This is a genomic window from Streptomyces sp. NPDC058052 (assembly GCF_042885515.1).
GTDB lineage: Bacteria > Actinomycetota > Actinomycetes > Streptomycetales > Streptomycetaceae > Streptomyces.
Map to the genome: position 1 here is coordinate 25,982 of NZ_JBHVRX010000035.1, position 18,384 is coordinate 44,365.

At 75.4% G+C, this 18,384-nt stretch carries 16 protein-coding genes; 4 read left to right on the plus strand and 12 right to left on the minus strand.

All coding sequences use genetic code 11. From position 1 onward, the window contains the following. Positions 1-172: 172 nt before the first annotated feature. A complete protein-coding gene (locus tag ACFVU3_RS33400) occupies positions 173-1,066 on the minus strand; it encodes a MerR family transcriptional regulator (protein WP_390072211.1) in 894 nt (297 codons plus the stop codon). 208 nt (positions 1,067-1,274) lie between these two features. Between ACFVU3_RS33400 and ACFVU3_RS33405 the strand changes: the two genes are divergently transcribed. Together ACFVU3_RS33405 and ACFVU3_RS33410 are read left to right on the plus strand one after the other, a co-directional pair. Next, positions 1,275-2,747 carry an alpha/beta fold hydrolase gene (locus ACFVU3_RS33405; RefSeq protein ID WP_390072213.1) on the plus strand — a complete coding sequence of 491 codons (1,473 nt, stop codon included), beginning with the start codon at positions 1,275-1,277 and terminating at the stop codon, positions 2,745-2,747. 7 nt (positions 2,748-2,754) lie between these two features. Then, complete coding sequence (locus ACFVU3_RS33410) at positions 2,755-3,288, plus strand: hypothetical protein (RefSeq protein ID WP_390072215.1); 534 nt, start codon at positions 2,755-2,757, stop codon at positions 3,286-3,288. Positions 3,289-3,453: 165 nt separating this feature from the next. Here the strand turns inward: ACFVU3_RS33410 and ACFVU3_RS33415 are convergent, their stop codons facing one another. Genes ACFVU3_RS33415 through ACFVU3_RS33435 form a run of 5 tightly spaced genes read right to left on the minus strand, consistent with a single transcriptional unit; the run spans position 3,454 to position 8,696 of the window. After that, entirely contained in the window at positions 3,454-4,257 is an 804-nt protein-coding gene (locus ACFVU3_RS33415; protein WP_390072217.1) for an ABC transporter ATP-binding protein, read from the minus strand. Next, positions 4,254-5,237, minus strand: coding sequence for an ABC transporter ATP-binding protein (locus ACFVU3_RS33420; RefSeq protein WP_390072219.1), 984 nt, complete (start codon positions 5,235-5,237; stop codon positions 4,254-4,256). Before ACFVU3_RS33420 ends, ACFVU3_RS33415 begins: the two co-directional genes overlap by 4 nt. Beyond that, a complete protein-coding gene (locus ACFVU3_RS33425) occupies positions 5,234-6,112 on the minus strand; it encodes an ABC transporter permease (RefSeq protein WP_390072221.1) in 879 nt (292 codons plus the stop codon). Before ACFVU3_RS33425 ends, ACFVU3_RS33420 begins: the two co-directional genes overlap by 4 nt. Further along, positions 6,109-7,062, minus strand: a complete 954-nt coding sequence (locus tag ACFVU3_RS33430; protein ID WP_390072223.1) for an ABC transporter permease — start codon at positions 7,060-7,062, stop codon at positions 6,109-6,111. The genes ACFVU3_RS33425 and ACFVU3_RS33430 overlap by 4 nt, the downstream gene beginning before the upstream one ends. After that, complete coding sequence (locus tag ACFVU3_RS33435) at positions 7,059-8,696, minus strand: ABC transporter substrate-binding protein (RefSeq protein ID WP_390072225.1); 1,638 nt, start codon at positions 8,694-8,696, stop codon at positions 7,059-7,061. Before ACFVU3_RS33435 ends, ACFVU3_RS33430 begins: the two co-directional genes overlap by 4 nt. A 141-nt stretch (positions 8,697-8,837) precedes the next feature. On the opposite strand from ACFVU3_RS33435, the gene ACFVU3_RS33440 reads away from it, so the two are divergent. Then, on the plus strand, positions 8,838-10,163 hold the full coding sequence (locus ACFVU3_RS33440) for a LacI family DNA-binding transcriptional regulator (protein ID WP_390072227.1): 1,326 nt from the start codon (positions 8,838-8,840) through the stop codon (positions 10,161-10,163). Here ACFVU3_RS33440 and ACFVU3_RS33445 read toward each other — a convergent pair. Next, positions 10,151-11,785, minus strand: a complete 1,635-nt coding sequence (locus ACFVU3_RS33445; protein WP_390072229.1) for an amidohydrolase — start codon at positions 11,783-11,785, stop codon at positions 10,151-10,153. The two genes, ACFVU3_RS33440 and ACFVU3_RS33445, sit on opposite strands and share 13 nt — an antisense overlap. 208 nt (positions 11,786-11,993) lie before the next feature. Here ACFVU3_RS33445 and ACFVU3_RS33450 point away from each other — a divergent pair, with 208 nt between their 5' ends. Then, a complete protein-coding gene (locus ACFVU3_RS33450) occupies positions 11,994-12,731 on the plus strand; it encodes a helix-turn-helix domain-containing protein (RefSeq protein WP_390072231.1) in 738 nt (245 codons plus the stop codon). Positions 12,732-12,738: 7 nt separating this feature from the next. On the opposite strand, the gene ACFVU3_RS33455 is transcribed toward ACFVU3_RS33450, so the two are convergent. From ACFVU3_RS33455 to ACFVU3_RS33475, 5 genes are all read right to left on the minus strand, one after another. Beyond that, complete coding sequence (locus ACFVU3_RS33455; RefSeq protein ID WP_390072233.1) at positions 12,739-14,367, minus strand: IclR family transcriptional regulator C-terminal domain-containing protein; 1,629 nt, start codon at positions 14,365-14,367, stop codon at positions 12,739-12,741. A 128-nt stretch (positions 14,368-14,495) separates the two neighbouring features. Next, a complete protein-coding gene (locus tag ACFVU3_RS33460; RefSeq protein WP_390072235.1) occupies positions 14,496-14,951 on the minus strand; it encodes a MaoC family dehydratase in 456 nt (151 codons plus the stop codon). 18 nt (positions 14,952-14,969) lie between these two features. Beyond that, on the minus strand, positions 14,970-16,499 hold the full coding sequence (locus ACFVU3_RS33465; protein WP_390072237.1) for a long-chain fatty acid--CoA ligase: 1,530 nt from the start codon (positions 16,497-16,499) through the stop codon (positions 14,970-14,972). A gap of 10 nt (positions 16,500-16,509) precedes the next feature. Beyond that, positions 16,510-17,379 carry an amidohydrolase family protein gene (locus ACFVU3_RS33470; protein ID WP_390072296.1) on the minus strand — a complete coding sequence of 290 codons (870 nt, stop codon included), beginning with the start codon at positions 17,377-17,379 and terminating at the stop codon, positions 16,510-16,512. Between the two features lie 11 nt (positions 17,380-17,390). After that, positions 17,391-18,353: an SDR family NAD(P)-dependent oxidoreductase gene (locus tag ACFVU3_RS33475; RefSeq protein WP_390072239.1), complete on the minus strand. Its 963-nt coding sequence runs from the start codon at positions 18,351-18,353 to the stop codon at positions 17,391-17,393. Between the last annotated feature and the right edge of the window lie 31 nt (positions 18,354-18,384).

Here is an 18,384-nt window from a genome sequence, read left to right on the forward strand (position 1 = left end):
CCGGACGGTCGGCCGCCCACCATCCGAACACCCCGGGGCAGGCGGCGCCCGGACCGTGCGGGCCCCGGCCGGTAGGGCATCGGCGGAGGGCCTCGGCTCCCCGGCCGGTAGGGGCATCGGCCGGAGGGCCCCGGCTTCCCGGCCGGAGAGGACGTCGGCCGGCCCGGCCGGGTCAGTCGGCGAGCGCCACCGTGAGGTGATGGTGCAGCAGGCCGAGGGCGGGCCGGTCCGCCGGGAGCAGCGGCACGACGAGCTTCCAGTAGCGGGCCATCACCCCCGTCTCCTCCCGGCCGAGCAGCTCCACCAGACGCCGGCGGAACGCGGGCGAGTCCGGCTCGCCCAGCGCCAGGGCGTAGGCGCCGGCGAAGCAGTCGAGCACGCCCCGGCCGGCGGGCGGCCGGCCCGCCCGCACCTCCGCGGCCGCCAGGCCGTACGCCTCCTCCAGCCCTTCGTACAGGACCGCCGGCCGGTAGCGCTCGCCCCGCAGCGGCGGGCCCGGCGCGTGCCCGGGCCGCGGGTCCGACACCAGGGCGCCCAGCCGGGCGAAGGCCCGCACCTGGCCGGGGGACGGATCGTCCGGCGGCACCGGCACCACCTCGTCCAGGACCCGGGCCACCAGCGGCGCCGGCAGCCGGACCGGCAGCGACCGGCGCCAGAACCGGACCACCGCGTCCGTCTCCGGCGGCAGCGCCGACGCGCCCAGCAGGGGCAGCAGTTCGGTCCGTTCCGCGCCGTCGCACTCCGCGAGCAGCCGCAGCGACGCCTCCCGCCACGCCAGGGCCGCCCGCTCCCGCGCCACGCCCCGCAGCTCCCCGGCGACCACGTCCGCCAGCCGGCCGTCGTCCTCCAGCGCCCGCGCCACCTCCGGCACGCCGAGGCCCAGGGCGCGCAGCGAACGGATCTCCCGCAGCCGGACCAGCGCCCCGGGCCCGTACCGCCGGTGCCCGCCGCCGCTGCGCCCGGCCTCCGGCAGCAGCCCCCGGTCCGAGTAGTACCGCACCGTCTTCACCGTCACCCCGGCCCGTCCGGCCAGTTCCCCGATGCTCCACGTCCCGTCCGTGTCCACCACCCCGCACCTCCCGCCACCGACCCTAGGCCCTGTCCGGACAGCCCCGCCTGGCGCGCGAGGTCCGGCACGTCCGGGCGGCCGGGCCGTGGGGGTCCGGCCCGCCGTTCCGGGGTGGAACCTCCCCCAGGGGGAGTTCCTACCCTGCCGGTGACCGGTCCGGCTCCGCCGGTGAAAGGTCTTGGTCACGAGACGCGAGGAGGCGACGATGACGGCGTACGTACTGGTGGGAGGCGCGTTCACCGGCGGGTGGGTGTGGGACGGGGTCGCGGAGCGGTTGCGCGGAGCGGGGGCCGAGGTCCACCCGGTGACCCTGGACGGCGGACCGGAGGCCGGACTCGGCACCCACATCGCGGAGTTGACCGGTCTCCTCGACCGGATCGGCGACCCGGAGGTCGTCCTCGTCGGGCACGACTACGGCATCCACCCCGTGCTCGCCGCCGCCGACCGGCGGCCGGACCGCGTCGCCCGGATCGTGTACGTCGCCGCCGGGCTCCCCTCGGACGGCGACCCGGCGCTGCTCCTCGTCCGCGACGAGACCGTCCGCGCCCGGCTGGCCCATGACACGGAGCCGCTGCCGCCGCCCCGGGGCCAGGAGTGGGCACGCTGGGGGAGCCTCGACGGCCTCTCCGCCGCCGACCTCGACCGGCTGGACCGGCTGGCGGTGCCCCAGCCCGCCCGCACCCTCACCGAACCGCTGCGGCTCGGCGACGGCGTGGACCGGGTGCCGGCCGCCGCGGTGATGTGCACGGCCGACGGACCGGGCGTCGACGTGGTCGAGATGCTGGTGCGCACGGGCCCGCCGCGGCTGCGGAAGCTGGCCGGCCCCGGCTACGCGTTCTTCGAACTCCCCGCCGGCCACTGGCCGATGCTCACGCACCCCGCCGAACTCGCCGACGTCCTGGTGCGGGCCGCGTCCGGAGAGGGCCGGAGGATCACCCTCGCGGACGACCAGCCCTCCTACGAGGACGTCGAGTTCCTGCTCGACGTGCCGGAGCTCCCGTACGAGCGGCACGGCCGTCTCGACGTGTACCCGCCGGACGCCGAGGGGCGCCGCCCCGCTGTCCTCCTCGTGCACGGCGGCCCCGTCGACGCCGACCGCACGCTCACCCCGCGCGACACCCCCTTCTACCGGGGCTACGCCCGCCACCTGGCCGGTCTGGGTGTGGTCGGAGCCACGGTCGACCACCGGCTGCACGCCCTGACCGACTACGCCCGCGCGGCCGGCGACCTGGCCGAGGCGGTCGACCGGCTCCGTGCCCACCCCCGGGTCGACCCCGACCGGATCGCGCTCTGGATCTTCTCCGGCGGCGGGCTCCTCGCCGCCGACTGGCTGGCGGCGCCGCCGCCGTGGCTGCGCTGCCTCGCCCTCTCCTACCCCGTCCTCGCCGCGCCGCCCGGCTGGGAGACCGTCGAGGTGCGCTTCCGTCCGGTGGCCGCCCTCGCGGGCACCGGTCCGCTGCCGCTGGTCCTCGTCCGCGCCGGGCGCGAACACCCCGCGTTCGCGGCGACGGTGGAGGAGTTCCTCGACGCCGCCGGGAAGCACGGGACGGACGTCGAGATCGTCGACGTGCCGGACGGCCGGCACGGCTTCGAGGCGTTCGACCGCACGGACGCCTCCCGCGCCGCCGTGGTCCGGGCGGTCCGCGCGGTGGTGGACCGGGTGGACGGTGCCCGATGATGGGGCGGTGATCTCCAGGGAACGCGCGGTCGCGCTCGCCGAGTCCTTCCTCGCCCGGGAGCTGCCGACCTGGCCGTGGGAGGGGCCGCCGCCCACGCCCGAGATCCACCACGTGAGCGAACACGCCGTCGGCTGGCTGGTCTTCTGGCGCTCGGCGGAGCAGGCCCGGGGCGAGACCCCGCGCGGCAGCTACGTCGGCGGCCACTACCTCGTGGACCGGCACGACGGGAGCCTCCACTTCGTCCCCGCGGTCCGGTGGGACGACGAGGGCTGGGAGGAGCAGTACCTCGTCGAGGTCCGGGGCGTCCGGCCGCCCGACCCGCTGGCCGCCGCGGTACGCGAAGTCGCCCGTTCCCAGGGCACCGTGGCCGCGATGGGCCTTCTGCGCCGGCAGGCGCCCCGCCTCGGCCCGCGCGAGGCGAAGGCGTACGTCGCGGCGGTGCGGGACGGCGCGGAGCCGCCGGAGGAGCTGGCCGCCCCGACCCGCCGGGAACGGGCGCCGCTCCCGCCGATCGAGACGGTCGCCGGGCCGGTCGCCTAGGCCGCGGCGGGGCGCTGGGCGGGACGGCGGGCGGGTCGGGTCCGGCGGGCGGGGCGGGGTGCCGGGCGTGCGGGGGCGCCCCGGTCGTGGTGCCGTACCCGTACCCGTACCCGTACCCGTGCCCCGGTCGGGTCGTGGCGCCGCCCCCCGACGGCACCACGACGTTCAGGACCGGCCCGCCACCCGCGTCGGGTCCCAGCCGCGCCGGGGCACCGAGTCCAGCAGGAGCCGGGTGTAGGGGTGCTCGGGCGCGCCGAGGACGCGGTCCACCGGGCCGGCCTCCACCACCCTGCCCGCCTTGAGCACGAGCACGTCGTCCGCGACGTGCCGGACCACCGCCAGGTCGTGGGTGACGAAGAGGTAGCCGATGCCGGCCTCGCGGCGGATCTCCCGCAGCAGGTCCAGGATCTGCGCCTGGATCGAGACGTCGAGCGCGGCGACCGCTTCGTCGAGGACCAGGACGCGGGGCTCGACCGCCAGCGCGCGGGCGATCGCGACCCGCTGGCGCTGGCCGCCGGAGAGACCGCGCGGCAGCGCGGCGGCCTCGCGGGCGCCGAGTCCGACCCGGTCGAGCAGGTCCGCCACCCGTGCCGCGCGGGCGGCCGGGGCCAGCGGGGTGTGCAGGCGCAGGACCTCGTCCAGGCAGCCGCTCACGGGGATCCGCGGATCCAGCGACAGGTACGGGTCCTGGAAGACCATCTGGATGTCCCGGGCCCGGGCCAGACGTTCGGCCCGGCCCCGGGGCCGGGCCGAACGGTCGCGGCCGTCGAGCCGGACCGTGCCGCCGTCCGCGCGCTCCAGTCCCACCAGCATCCGGACCGTGGTCGTCTTGCCGCTGCCGGACTCGCCGACGATGGCCAGCGAGCCGCCCGCCGGCAGGGCGAACGACACCCCGTCGACCGCCAGGTGGTCGCCGTACCGCTTCCGCAGCCCCTCGACGACGAGGCCCTTCTCCACGACGGTCGTCACAGCGCGATCCCTTCCTCGGCGCGGAGGCACGCGGCGTAACCCTCGCCGTGCCGTGCCAGTGCGGGCTTCTCCTCCGTGCACCGGGCCACCGCGTGCGCGCAGCGCGGGGCGAAGGCGCAGCCGGCGGGCTGCTCGGCGAGCGACACCGGGCGGCCGGGGATCGGCCGGGGCGCGGGCGCGCCGGCCTCGATCCGCGGGGTGCAGGCGAGCAGGCCCGCGGTGTACGGGTGCCGGGGCCGGTCGAACAGCTCGTCGGTGGACCGGGTCTCCACGATCCGGCCCGCGTACATCACGTACACCCGGTCGCAGACGGCGGAGGCCAGCTCCAGGTCGTGGGTGACGAAGAGCATGCCGGTGCCGCGTTCGGCCCGCAGCCGCGCCAGGATCGAGATGACCTCGGCCTGGGTGGTGACGTCGAGGGCGGTGGTCGGCTCGTCGGCGACGAGGAGCGCCGGTTCGGCGGCGAGCGCGGCGGCGATGACGACCCGCTGGAGCATGCCGCCGGAGAACTGGTGCGGGTGGCGGCGCAGCGCCCCGCGCGGGTCGCGGATGCCGACGGCGGCGAGGAGTTCCTCGGCGCGGGCCGTCGCCTTCGCGGCCGGGGTGCCGGAGGCGCGGAGCCCCTCGGTGAGGAAGTCGCCGACGCGGCGCAGCGGGTTGACGGAGGCGCGGGGGTCCTGGAAGACCATCGCGACCTCACGGGCCCGCAGGGAGGCCAGCCGGGCCCGGTCCATGGTGAGGACGTCGGCGCCGTTGACCAGGACCCGGCCGGAGGTGCGGGCGCCCTTCGGGAGCAGGCCGAGGACGCTGCGGCAGGCGACGGACTTGCCGGAGCCGGACTCGCCGACCAGGCCGACGGTCTCCCCGGGCCGTACGGTCAGGCTGACGCCGTCGAGGATGGGCCGGGCGGCCCGGCCCTCGGGCAGCCGCAGCTCCAGGCCCTCGATCTCCAGGACGGGAGGGGGTGTCGATCGGTTCATGGTGTCTCCTTCTCCCGACGCGCGATGCGGTCGGCGAGGCCCTCGCCGACGATGCCGAAGGCGACCACCGCGAGCACGATGCACACGGACGGCGCGAGGGCCGGCAGCATCGCGCCCTGGAGGACCGCGCCCTGGCCCTCGTTGATCATGGCGCCCCAGTCGGCGGCCGGCGGCTGGACGCCGAAGCCGAGGAAGGACAGCGCCGCCAGGTCCATCAGCGCGTAGCCGAAGTTCATCGCGGACTGCGCGAAGACCGTCGGCGCGATGTTGGGCAGCAGGTGCCGGACGCAGACCGTCCAGCCGGACCAGCCCTGCACCACGTACGCCTCGATGTACGGCCGCGCCTTCTCCTGCCGGGCGATGCCGCGCACCAGGCGTCCCACGTACGGGGTGTACGCGACGGACATCGCGATCACCGGGGCCGTCATGCCCGGGCCGGTGACGGCGACCAGGAGGATCGCCAGCATCAGGCCCGGGATGGAGAAGACCAGGTCCATCGCGCGGGAGAGGAGCGCGTCGGCCCAGCCGCCGCGCCACGCCGCCACCACGCCGAGCAGGGTGCCGAGCAGGGTGGAGACGGCGACGACGAGGAGCGGGCCGAGGAGGCCGGTGCGGGCGCCGTGCAGCAGCCGGGACAGGATGTCGCGCCCGGACTGGTCGGTGCCGAGGAGGTGGTCGCCGGTGGTGCCGACCAGGCTCGCGCCCAGGTCGAGCGCCTCGGGGTCGTACGGGGCGAGCAGCGGCGCGAACACGGCGACGAGGACGAGCACGGCGAGCACCGCGACCGAGACCGTGAAGAGCGGACCCTGCCCGAGGAGGCGCAGCCTCCGCAGGCCCGGCCTGCGGTAGGGCACCGTGGTGAGGGTGGTGGTCATGAGGAGCCTTCCCCGGGGGAGAGACGGGGGTCGATGAGCGGCGCGAGGAGGTCGACCGCGAGGTTGACGAGGACGAAGGCCACGACGCTCAGGAGGGTGACCGCCTGGACGACCGCGAAGTCCTGGGAGGTGACCGACTGCACGAGCAGGGAGCCGAGGCCGGGCACGTCGAAGGCGGTCTCCACGATGGCGGTGCTGATCAGCAGGCCGGCGAGCATGGTGCCGCCGACGGTGACGACCGGGCCCAGCGCGTTGCGCAGCACGTGCCGGCGGACCACCGACCGGCCGGCGACGCCCCGGGCGCGGGCCACCTCGACGTGCTCGCGGCCCAGTTCGTCGAGCATCGCGGAGCGGGTCACCCGGGCCAGCAGGCCCGCGAAGGTGAGGGCGAGCGCGAGCGCCGGCAGGGTCAGCTGGTGGAGCCGGGGTCCGAGGCCCTCGGCGGCGCCGCCGCCGGGTCCCGGGAACCATCCGAGCTGCACGGAGAAGAGCGAGACGAGCGCGATCGCGGTGACGAAGGACGGGGTGGCCGTGGCCACGCCGGTGCCGATGAGCACCGTCTTGTCCAGGAAGCCGGGGCGGAGCGCGGCCAGGATGCCGGCGCCGACGCCGAGCACGGCGACCAGAAGGGCGGCGTAGCCGACCAGCAGCGCGGTGCCGGGGAGCCGTGAGCCGAGGAGCGCCGTGACGTCCTGGTGGTACTGGGCGGAGCGGCCGAAGTCGCCGGAGAGCACGCCGCCGAGCCACTTGCCGTACTGGACCACGAGCGGGTCGTCCAGATGGTGTTCGGCCCGCAGGGCGGCGACGGTCTCGGGGGACGCGGGGCGGCCGTGCAGGAGGAACGTGACCGGGTCGCCGGGGGCGAGGTGGACGGTGCCGAAGACGACGACCGAGGTCACGAGGAGCACCGCCACGAGGCCGGCGAGCCGGCCGGCGAGGAAGCGGGTCATGACTGCGCGGCCCCGATCGTCGCGGCCCACGGGTAGTAGAGCTGGGCGATGCCGGTCGGCGCGCCGGTGATCCGCTTGCCGAGGAAGACCGAGTGCGGGGCCTCGTAGACCGGGATGATCGGCAGCTCGGCGAGGGCGATCTCCTGGACCTTCGCGGTGAGCTCGGTGCGCTTGACGGGGTCGTACTCGGTGTTGGCGCGGTCGAAGGCCAGGTCGTACTCGGCGTCGGACCAGTTGCCGTAGTTGCCGAAGTCCCCGGTGCGCAGGTACTGGTAGAACTCCAGGGGGTCCGGCGTGTTGTCGTAGCCGCTGGTGATCACCAGGTCGAGGCCGTCGCGGGCGGCCGGGTCGACGAAGAGGTTGCTGTACGCGTCCGGGGAGACCGGCTGGAGCTTGACGTCCAGGCCGATCTGGCGCCCGGCCGCCTGCACCGCGTTGGCGACGACGCTGATCTCGGGGGCCAGGGTGCTGGTCGCCAGGGTCACCTTCCTGCCGGTGGCGCCGGCCTCCTCGATCAGCTTCTTCGCCGCGGCCACGTCGTGGGCGGGCTCGGGCAGGGTGTCGAAGAGCGAGGCGGTCTTCTCCGGGACGAGCGACCAGGCACCGCGCGCGGCGGGGGCCTTGGCCGGCACGCCGACGCCGCCGGCGGCCGCCTTCACGATGTTCTTCCGGTCGAGCGCCATGGACAGCGCCTTGCGGACCCGGAGGTCGCCGAGGGTGCCCTTGAAGTCCGTGACGGCGAGGTTGTACGCGCCGGTGTTGGGGCCGAAGTACAGCCGGCCCTTGCCGCTGGTGCGCAGCTGGGCGAAGGAGGAGGACGGCACCATGTAGCCGCCGTCGGCCGTGCCGGAGAGGAAGGCGTTGGCGCGGGCGGCCGAGTCCTCGACGAACGTGAACTTCACGGAGTCCGACTTGGGGGCGAGCTTCGCGTCCCAGTACTTCCCGTGCTTCTTCAGCGTGATGCTGTCGCCCTGCGCCCACTTCTCCAGGGCGTAGGGGCCGGTGCAGTTCAGCCCGCCCTTCGGGGTGCCGTAGTCCTTGCCCTCCTTGGCGAGGGAGGCGGCGCTGACGACGGTGCCGGGGGAGGCGGCCAGGAGCTCGTGGAAGAGGGCGTCGGCCTTGCCGAGCCTGATCGTCACCTCCAGCGGGCCGGACTTCTCGATGGAGTCGACGGCCTTGAAGGCGGAGCCCCACGGGGAACCGGTGGCCGGATCCATCTGGCGCTTCAGGGAGGCGACGACGTCGTCGGCGGTCATCACGGTGCCGTCGTGGAACGTCACGCCGGGCCGGAGGGTGTAGACGAGGGTGCGCGGGTCGGGCTGCGCCCACTTCACCGCGAGGCCGGGCTCGATCTTCAGGTCCGGGGTCACCCGCAGCAGCTGCTCGCAGACGTTGGCGAGCACGGTGTTCGGCGGGAAGTCGTACGCGAGGGCGTAGTCGAGGGTGTACGGCTCCGCGTAGAGCGACCAGGTGAAGGAGGAGAGCGGGCCCTTGGCGGCCGGCGAGGTGGGGGTGACCTCGAAGCCGGCGCCACCGGCGGTGCCGGGCGGCGGCTGCGTGGCGCCGGAGCAGGCGGTGAGGGCGGCCGCGAGGGCGGCGGTACAGGCGAGTGCGATGAATCTGGGCGTGCGCATGCAGACCCACCCCTTTACGGGTGTAGTGACGGGCGCTGGGGGATGGAGCGAGTATTGATGCGGGAACGTTCCCGCACAAGGGTTCCAGCGAGCTTTGCGGGAACGGTTTTGCAATGGTCACGGGGGTGGCAGCATCAGCCCATGACCGAAGCTTCAGAGCACGGCGGAGCACCCCCGGAGCAGGGCGCGACGACCCCGGGGCGTGACGGGACCGGCGCGCGCGACGACGGCACCGGCGGCCGGCGGGACGGCCCGGGCGTCCGGTCCGGGGGACCGGGCGGCGGGCACGAGGGGCCGGGCCCGCGGTGGGACGGGCCCGGGGGCCGGCACGCCGCCGCCGTCCGGCGCGACGACGGTTCCGCCGCCGCCCGGCCCGCCGCCGCCCGCCCCGCCGCACCGCCCGCGCCGCGCGTCCGCCTCGTCGACGTCGCCCGGGAGGCCGGCCTCTCGAAGACCACCGTCTCGGCGGCCCTGAACGGCACCGGTCGGCTCTCCCCCGAGATCCGGGAGAAGGCCCGCGAGACCGCGCGCCGCATGGGCTACCGGCCCAACGCCACCGCGCGCCAGCTGCGCGCGGGGCGGGCCCGGCTGATCGGCTACGTGGTCGGCGAGCTCGCCGACACCCCGTGGACCTTCCTGGAGTCGCCGTACTTCGCCCGCCTCACCGGGGCCACCGCCGCCACCGCGCTCGCACGCGGCTACGCGGTGGTGCTGCTGCCCGCCGGCTCGCTCCAGAGCGAGTGGGCGGCGCTGCCCCTCGACGCCGTGGTCGTCGCCGACCCCGTCGCCGACGACCGGATCGTCGAGGACCTGCTGGCCGCCCGCATCCCGGTCTTCAGCGACCGGTCCGTCGAGGGCCGGCCCGGCGCCCACTGGGTGGACGTCGACGCGGCCGCCGCCGTCGGACAGGCCCTGGACCACGTCCACGCCCAGGGCGCCCGACGGCCGGTCCTCGTCGTCCCCGACTCCACCACCCGCTTCCACCGCGAGGTGGACGAGGCGCACCGGGCGTGGTGCGCGGCGCACGGACTGCCGGAGCTGGCCGTACGGGTCGCGGAGCCCGGCAACGGGCCGGTGATCCAGGCCGTGGAGACCGCCCTGGCCGCGGGGCCCGACCGCCCCGACGCCCTCCTGGTGGTCGCCGAGGCCAGCCCGCCCCTCGTCCTCGGCGCGGCCCGCCGGCACGGCTACGACGTCCCCGGCGACCTCCTCGTCGTCTGTGTCAGCGAGGACGAGACCGCCGTGCACACCGAGCCGCCCGTGACGACCCTGAGCCTGCGCCCCGACGCGGTCGCCGAGGCGGGGATCGCCCACCTCGTCGCCGTGCTGGAGCAGGGGCACGAGGAGACCGGCGGGGCGCTCGTGCCGGTCAGGCTCGACGTCCGGGCCTCGTCGCTGCGGCCCGGACCCGGCCCGTCGGGCGGAGCACCGCCGGAGCCGTACGGGGCCGCCGGTCAAGCCCCGTAGACCAGTTCGCCGCCGACGTACGTGCGCTCCACCCGGGCCTCGGCGATCTCGTCGGCCGGCGCGGCCGTGATGTCCCGGTCGAGGACGACGAGGTCGGCGAGGTGGCCCGGGAGCAGGCTGCCCGCGTCGTCGTGGCCGTTCACATGGGCCGCGCCGGCGGTGTACGCGGTGAGCGCGGAGAGCAGGTCGATGCGCTCCTCCGGGTAGAACACCCGGTCGTCCTCGGCCGCCGGGTCGCGCCGGTTCACGGCGACGTGGACGCCTTCGAGCGGGTTCGGGCTGGAGACCGGCCAGTCGCTGCCCGCCACCAGGGTCGCCCCGGCCCGCAGCAGCGAGCCGAACGGGTACTGCCAGGCCGCCCGCTCCGGCCCGAGGAACGGGATCGTCAGGGTGTCCATCTGCGGCTCGTGCGCCGCCCACAGCGGCTGGATGTTGGCGAGGGCGCCGAGCGCGGCGAAGCGGTGCAGGTCGTCAGGGTGGACGACCTGGAGGTGGGCCAGGTGGTGGCGGTTGCCGCGCCGCCCGTTGGCCTCGATCGCCGCCTCGACCGCGTCCAGCGCCTCCCGCACGGCACGGTCGCCGAGCGCGTGGAAGTGCACCTGGAAGTCGAGGGCGTCGAGCTCGGCCACGTGGCCGCGCAGCGCCACCGGGTCGACGAAGCTGAGACCGGTGTTGCCGGTCGCGCAGCCGCAGCCGTCGAGGTACGGGGTGAGCATGGCGGCCGTGAAGTTCTCCGCGATGCCGTCCTGCATGATCTTGATCGAGGTCGCGCGGAACCGTCCCGACGTCAGCTGCTTCCGCCGGTCGACCAGTCCGGGGATCTGCTCGGAACCGCGCTCGCGGTCCCACCACAGCGCGCCGGTCACCCGGGCGGTCAGCGAGCCGTCCCCGGCCGCCGTCAGATAGGCGTCCGCCGGGTCCGACATCCCGTTGAACGACCCCAGCAGGGCGTCCTGCCAGCCGGTGATGCCCAGCGAGTGCAGCAGCCGCTGCGCCCGCAGCAGACCGGCGAGCCGGTCCTCCGCGGTCTTGTCCGGCACCAGACGGGACACCAGACCGGTCGCGCCCTCCTGGAGCATGCCGTTCGGGGTGCCGTCGGCCTCCCGCTCGATCCGGCCGTCGGCGGGATCGGGGGTGTCGGCGGTGATCCCGGCCAGCTCCAGGGCCCGCGTGTTGGCCCAGGAGCCGTGGTGGTCGCGGTTCGACAGCAGGACGGGGCGGTCCGCGACGACCCGGTCGAGGAGCTGCCGGGTCGGCATGCCGCCCTCGAAGCTCTCCATGGACCAGCCGCCGCCGGTGATCCACTCCCGGTCCGGGTGGGCCTCGGCGTAGGCGCGGATCCGCGCCAGGTACTCCGTGACGTCGACGCTCTCCGTGAGGTCGCACTCGGCCAGCTCGCAGCCGCCGCCCACCGCGTGGATGTGGGAGTCCTGGAAGCCGGGCAGCAGCAGCTTGCCGGTCAGGTCCACCACCTCGGTGCCGGGCCCGATCAGTTCGCGCACCTCGTCGTGGCCGACGGCCGTGATCCGGTCGCCGGTCACGGCGAGCGAGGAGGCCCGGCTCCGCGCCGGATCCAGGGTGAGGACGGGTCCTCGGGTGAAGACCAGATCGGCCTGGGGCATACCAGCTCCCTTGCGTGCGGCCGCGCCGGGGAGGGCGCGGGGCGGACGACGGGCCGGCCGGAGCGCGGGAGCGCGGCGCGGCGGGCGTCGGACGGGGTCGCACCGGCCGGCGGCCGGAACGCGGTCCGGTGTCGCCGTACGGGTGACGGGCGCCATGGAAGCCCGCGAGCCGTTTACACGTCAATGGTGTTGACGTAAGGTCCCGGCCATGTCCGCACGCGTCGTACCCGAAGGAAACCGGCAGCGCCGCCGCCCCACCAAGCAGGGTGCCGTCCTCTCCGAACGGCTCATCATCGACACCGCGCTGCGCCTGGTGGCCCAGCACGGCGCCGAAGCCCTCTCCGTACGCAGGCTCGGCGCGGCCCTCGGCGCCGACCCCAGCGCCCTCTACCGCTACTTCCGCAACACCGACGCCCTGCTCCTCGCGATCGCCGACGAGGTCATCGGGCGGGCGCAGGAGGGCTGGGAGGCCACCGGCGACTGGCGGACCGACCTCCGCGCGATGGGCCTGCGCATCCACGGCTCCTACGTCGCCCAGCCCCAGGCCGCCCTGCTGGCCGCGCACCGCACGACCGGCCGCTCCCACGAGACGCGGGCGGTCGAGAAGATCCTCGGCATCCTGCGGGACGGCGGCTTCCCCGACCCCCTGGCCGTCCGCGCCTACCACGCCTTCGTCGACCAGGCGCTGGCCTTCGCCGCCCAGGACGCCGCCGCCGGCGCGATGCCGCCGGCCGCGCGCGAGGCGGACGCCGAGGTCTGGGGGCAGGTCTACGGCCGCCTCGGCGCCGACACCCACCCGCACATCGCGGCGACCTTCCCCCTCCTCGCCGCCGACATGCGCGGCAGCGGCTACCCCTTCGCCCTGGAACTCATGCTGACGGCCCTGGAGACCCTCCACCCGGACGCCCGGGGACCCGCGGAACGGGGCCGGGAGCGGCGCCCCTGAGACGGCGTCAGGCCGTCGGGACCGGGGTGTGACGGCCCACCGACGCGAGATCGGCCGAGATCCGGCCGGCCGTCTCCCGCAGCTGCGGGAGGAGCGTCGCCAGACTCTCCTCCGGGGTCGAACGGCCCGCGTGCAGCGCCACGTTGAGCGCCGCGACCACCCGGCCCGCGCCGTCGCGGACCGGCACCGCGACCGACCGCAGGCCCTCCTCCAGTTCCTCCTCCACCCAGCCGAACCCCCGCCCGGCGGTCGCCGCCACCGCCTCCCGCAGCTCCCCGGCCCCCGTCAGGGTCCGGGAGGTCAGGGCCTCCGGGACGATCCGCCCGAGCCGTGCGTCCCGCTCGGCCTCCGGCAGCGCCCCGAGCAGCACCCGGCCCATGGACGTGGCGTAGGCGGGCAGGCGCGTGCCGACCACGATGTCGATGTGCAGGAGCCGGCTCCCCGCCACCCGCGCCACGTACCGGATGTCGTCGCCGTCGAGCACCGCCACCGACGCCGACTCGCGGACGGTCCGCACCAGCCCGACCAGGTGCGGGGTGGCGATCTCGGGGAGCGTGAGGGCGGAGAGCCGGGCGTGGCCGAGTTCGAGGACGCGGGGGAGGAGGACGAACCCCCCGGCGTCCTCGCGGACGTACCCGAGGTGGCGCAGGGTGATCAGGGCGCGCCGGGCGGTCGCCCGGGGCAGTCCGGCGAGCCGGGCGAGATCGGTGAGCCGGGCCGGCCCGCGGACGGCTCCGAAGGCGCGCAGCACGTCCAGGCCCCGGGCCAGGGACTGGAGGAACCCGGAGCCGAGCTCGTCCTTGAGGACGGGGGCGGCGGAGGGCGCGTCGGGACCCGGCCGCCCGGCGCCGCCGCCGTCGGTGGCGGCTCCGGTGGCGAGCGCGGCCTCCATCGCGGCGACGGTCCGCGTGAGCGCCGGCAGGGCGAGCGCCTCCAGGGCCGTGGCGTCGTGCCGGACGGTGTGGCTGACGACGCTGACCGCGCACACCACCGCCCCCGCCGGGTCCCGCACCGGCAGGGCGACGGCCACCAGGCCCGGCTCGATCAGCTGGTCGTCGACCGCCACGCCCCGCTCGCGGGCCCGGAGCACCCGTGCGGCGAAGCCGGTCCCGTCCGGGTGGCCCCCGCCCCCGGCGGCCGTACGGTGCCGCCCCCGCCACGCGGCGCACCGGGCCTCGTCCCAGTCGGCGGCGAACAGGGCGCCGGGCGCGCAGCGTTCGGCCGGCAGCAGGTCGCCCGGGCGGAAGGAGATCGCCATGGCCCGGCGCCGGGTCGCCTGGGTGAGGAAACGGACCCCGTCCCCGTCGGGGACGGCGAGCGACACCGGCGCGTCGAGCAGCTCGGCGAGCTCGGCTGCCCGCGGGCCGAGGAGGGACGGCAGTCCGCAGTGGTCCAGATAGGCGTTGCCGAGCTCGGCGGCGCCGGGCGCGAGCAGCAGGTCGCGCCCCTCGGCGCGCAGCACGCCGAGGACGGTGAGCGTGGTGGCGATCCGGTCGACCGTGGAACGGGCGAGCCCCGTCGTCCGGGCGATCTCGCCGAGCCCCCGGCGTCCGCCGGGTCCGGCGACCACGGCGCGCAGCACGGCGAGCCCCCGGTCGAGCGGGCCGACCACCTCGTCGGGCTTCGCCGTCGTCATGTTCCCGTCTCCCTCGTCCCGGACGCGGGAGAACCGTACCCGGCCCCGGGACCCGGCGGCCCGCGGGCCCGGGCACGCCGAGGGGGCGGCCGCCGGCACCGGCGACCGCCGCTGAGGGGGGACGAGGGTCAGGCGAGGAAGCGGTAGACCGCCTGGGCCGCGCAGGCCGGCTTCTCGGCGCCGTCGATCTCGACCGTGAGGTCCACGACGACCTCGACGCCGCCGCGGACCTCCTCGACCGAGGCGATCCGGCCGTGCGTGCGGATCTTCGCGCCGACGCGGACGGGGGAGGGGAAACGGACCTTGTTCAGGCCGTAGTTGACGGCCATCGAGACGCCCTCGACCCGGAGCAGTTCGCTCCACATGGGGATGAGGAGGGAGAGGGTGAGGTAACCGTGGGCGATCGTGCCGCCGAACGGGCCGGCGGCGGCCCGCTCCTCGTCGACGTGGATCCACTGGTGGTCGCCGGTGGCGTCGGCGAAGGTGTTCACCCGGGGCTGCGTGATCTCGACCCAGGCGCTGTGGCCGAGGTCGGCTCCGGCCCGGGCGCGGATCTCGTCGATGCCGTGGACGGTGAGGGACATGGTGGTTTCTCCAGAGGGTCAGGCGGTGGGTTCGCTGCCGTAGCGGTCCCTGAGGGGGCCCTTCAGCAGCTTTCCGGTGGCGTTGCGGGGCAGTCCGGGGGCGAGGACGACGCTCCGCGGGATCTTGTAGCGGGCCAGCAGGCCCCCGAGGTGGGCGAGGAGCTCCGCGGCGGTCGGCGCGGTGCCGGCGCGGGGGACGACGATCGCGCGGCCTACCTCGCCCCAGCGGGTGTCCGGGACGCCGATGACGGCGGCCTCGGCGACGTCGGGATGGCGGAGGAGGGCGTCCTCGACCTCGGCGGGATAGATGTTCTCCCCGCCCGAGATGATCATGTCCTTGAGGCGGTCGACGAGCGTGACGTAGCCGTCGGCGTCGACGGTGGCGACGTCCCCGGACCGGAAGCGGCTCCCGTCGCGGAAGGCCGCGGCGGTCGCTTCCGGGAGGTTCCAGTAGCCCGGCGTCACGTTCGGCCCCGAGACCACCACCTCGCCCTTCTCGCCGGGCGCCGCCTCCGTGCCGTCCGGGCGCAACACCCGTACGTCGGTGAAGAAGTGCGGCACGCCCGCCGAACCGGCGTGGCTCGCCGAGTCGGCCCGGTCCAGGACGAGCGCGCCGGGCGCGGTCTCGGTCATCCCGTACCCCTGGACGAAGGCGAGCCCCCGCTCCAGGTACGTCCGGGCGGTCCGGCTCGGCACGGGCGCCCCGCCGCACAGCAGGAGCCGCAGACGGGACAGGTCCGCCTCCCGCCAGCCGGGGGCGGCCGCCATCGCGTCGTACATCGTCGGCACGCCGAACAGCGCGGTGACACCGTGGAACTGGATGAGGCGCAGCGCCCGCTCCGGGTCGAAGGCGGACTCCAGGACCACCGTGCCGCCCTTGAGGAGGGTCGGCAGGCAGCTCATGTTGAGCGCGCCGGTGTGGAAGAGCGGGGCGCTGACGAAGGCGATCTCGTCGGCGGTGATGTCGGTGTCGACGACGACGTTGAGGCTGTTCCAGACGATGTTGCCGTGGGTGAGGACGGCGCCCTTCGCCCGGCCCGTGGTGCCCGAGGTGTACATGATGAGGCACGCGTCCTCGTGCCCCACCTCCTCGTCGAGCGGCTCCGCGGCCGCGGCGGCGAGCAGCTCCTCGTACGACCGTCCGGGACCCTCGCCCTCCACGGAGAGGAGGGTGACGGTCCCGGTGACCGCGGCCAGCTCGGCCACCTTGCCCTCCGGCTGCCGGGCGTGCACCAGCACGCCGCTGCCGGAATCGGTCAGCTGGTACGCCAGCTCGCTCGTGGCGAGACGGGTGTTGAGCGGCACGAAGACCGCGCCGAGGATCCCGGCCGCGAACAGCGTCTCCAGATACGCCGGATGGTTCGGGCCCAGGAAGGCGACCCGGTCCCCGCGCGCCACGCCCATGTCCCGCAGGGCGTGGGCCAGGCGGGCGGAGCGGTCGTGGAGCGTCGCGTAGTCGTACGAGCGGCCCTCGTGGACGAGGGCGGTGCGGTGGGGACTCCTCCGGTTCCGGCGGGCCGGCCAGGACCCGATGCCCTGGTTGCGCATGGCGTCCTCCTCAGGTGGTGGTGAGGCCGAGGAGACGGGCCGCGTTCGACTTGAGGATCTTCGGCCGCACCTCGTCCTTGACCGGCAGCCCGGCGAAGTCCGCGAGCCAGCGGTCCGGCGTCAGGAGCGGGTAGTCGGATCCGAAGAGGACCTTGTCCTGGAGCAGGCTGTCGGCGTACCGGACGAGCTGCGGCGGGAAGTACTTCGGGGACCAGCCGGACAGGTCGATGTACACGTTCGGCTTGTGGGTGGCCACCGCCAGCGCCTCGTCCTGCCAGGGGAAGGACGGGTGGGCGAGGACGATCCGCATGCCGGGGAAGTCGGCGGCGACGTCGTCCACGTCCATCGGGTTCGCGTACTTGAGCCGGATCCCGCCGCCGCCGGGGGCTCCCGCGCCGATGCCGGTCTGCCCGGTGTGGAAGACGGCGATCGCCCCCGCGTCCTCGATGGCCTCGTACAGCGGGTAGGCCATCCGGTCGTTCGGGTGGAACGCCTGGAGGTTCGGGTGGAACTTGAAGCCCTTGACCCCGAACTCCTCGACGAGCCGGCGGATCTGACGGACCGCCGCCCTTCCCTTGAACGGGTCGACGCCCGCGAAGGGGATGATGACGTCCGGGTTCTCGGCGGCCGCCTCGGCGATCTCCTCGTTCGGCACCGGCGCGGTGCCGGTGGCGGACTCCGCGTCGACGGTGAAGACCACGCAGGCCATCGACCGCTCGCGGTAGTACGCGGCGATCTCCGGGAGCGTCGGGTGCCGGTGCTCCGCCTTGAAGTACGTGCCGGCGGCGGCGTCCAGCTCGGCCGAGAGCGACGCCCCGCCCTTCGCGGACACCTCGGCGTGGGCGTGCATGTCGATGGCGACGAGCGCGTCGAGGTCCATCACGGCGCCGCTCACAGGACCGGGGCGGGGATGCCGTAGGTCTCCGGGGCGCGGCCGACCGAGACCGGCCAGGCGGCGGCGATCGCCTCCGCGCTCCAGCCGCCGTCCGCGTACGCCACCGCGATCTCCCGCGGGTGCGACCAGAGGGCGAGTTTGTCGCCGCCGACGCCGATGCACTGGCCGGTGACTCCGGCGGAGGCGTCCGAGGCGAGGAAGGCCACGAGGCCGGCGACATCCTCGGCGGTGCCGAACCCCTCGCCCTTGCGCAGGCTGTCCGGGAGCGGTGTGCCGTCCCGCTCCAGCGCCTCGATGTGCGGGGCGAAGACCGGGATGGTCCTGGTCATGGCGGTGGCGGCGACCGGGATGACCGCGTTGGCCGTGATGCCGGCGCGGCCGAGCTCCATCGCCCAGGTGCGGACCATGGCGGCGATGCCGGCCTTGGCGGCCGCGTAGTTGGTCTGGCCGAAGTTGCCGCGCTGTCCGGCGGGGGAGCCGGCGACCACGATCCGGCCGCCGTCGCCCTGTTCGCGCATGCGCTCCACGGCGGCGCGGACGCAGGTGAAGGTGCCGCGCAGATGCACCTGGACGACGGTGTCGAAGTCGTCGTCGGTCATCTTCCACAGCACGCGGTCGCGGAGCACGCCCGCGTTGGTGACCATCGTGTCGATCCGGCCGAAGCTGTCGACGGCGCGGGCGACGAGCGCCTCGGCGGCCTCGGTCGTACCGGCCGGCACGACCTCGGCGACGGCCCGGCCGCCCGCCCCGGTGATCTCCTTCACGGCCGCGGCGGCGGCCTCCGCGTCCACGTCGTTGACGACGACGGCGGCGCCGGCGGAGGCGAGTGCGCGGGCGTAGGCGAGACCGAGACCACGGCCGCTGCCGGTGACGACGGCCACCTTGCCGGTGAGGTCGATCCGGTTCGCCTGATTCACCTCGTTCGCCTGATGCGGCTGGTTCGTCTGGGGAGTGGTCATGGACGGGGTCCTTCCCGTGAGTCGGGGGAGG

Bases quoted from the DNA above. Each gene is read 5' to 3' on its own strand.
- ACFVU3_RS33405 (WP_390072213.1), top strand. From the start codon at position 1,275: ATGACGGCGTACGTACTGGTGGGAGGCGCGTTCACCGGCGGGTGGGTG.
- ACFVU3_RS33470 (WP_390072296.1), bottom strand. From the start codon at position 17,379: ATGGACCTCGACGCGCTCGTCGCCATCGACATGCACGCCCACGCCGAG.
- ACFVU3_RS33435 (WP_390072225.1), bottom strand. From the start codon at position 8,696: ATGCGCACGCCCAGATTCATCGCACTCGCCTGTACCGCCGCCCTCGCG.
- ACFVU3_RS33465 (WP_390072237.1), bottom strand. From the start codon at position 16,499: ATGCGCAACCAGGGCATCGGGTCCTGGCCGGCCCGCCGGAACCGGAGG.
- ACFVU3_RS33420 (WP_390072219.1), bottom strand. From the start codon at position 5,237: ATGAACCGATCGACACCCCCTCCCGTCCTGGAGATCGAGGGCCTGGAG.
- ACFVU3_RS33430 (WP_390072223.1), bottom strand. From the start codon at position 7,062: ATGACCCGCTTCCTCGCCGGCCGGCTCGCCGGCCTCGTGGCGGTGCTC.
- ACFVU3_RS33460 (WP_390072235.1), bottom strand. From the start codon at position 14,951: ATGTCCCTCACCGTCCACGGCATCGACGAGATCCGCGCCCGGGCCGGA.
- ACFVU3_RS33440 (WP_390072227.1), top strand. From the start codon at position 8,838: ATGACCGAAGCTTCAGAGCACGGCGGAGCACCCCCGGAGCAGGGCGCG.
- ACFVU3_RS33445 (WP_390072229.1), bottom strand. From the start codon at position 11,785: ATGCCCCAGGCCGATCTGGTCTTCACCCGAGGACCCGTCCTCACCCTG.
- ACFVU3_RS33475 (WP_390072239.1), bottom strand. From the start codon at position 18,353: ATGACCACTCCCCAGACGAACCAGCCGCATCAGGCGAACGAGGTGAAT.
- ACFVU3_RS33425 (WP_390072221.1), bottom strand. From the start codon at position 6,112: ATGACCACCACCCTCACCACGGTGCCCTACCGCAGGCCGGGCCTGCGG.
- ACFVU3_RS33455 (WP_390072233.1), bottom strand. From the start codon at position 14,367: ATGACGACGGCGAAGCCCGACGAGGTGGTCGGCCCGCTCGACCGGGGG.
- ACFVU3_RS33450 (WP_390072231.1), top strand. From the start codon at position 11,994: ATGTCCGCACGCGTCGTACCCGAAGGAAACCGGCAGCGCCGCCGCCCC.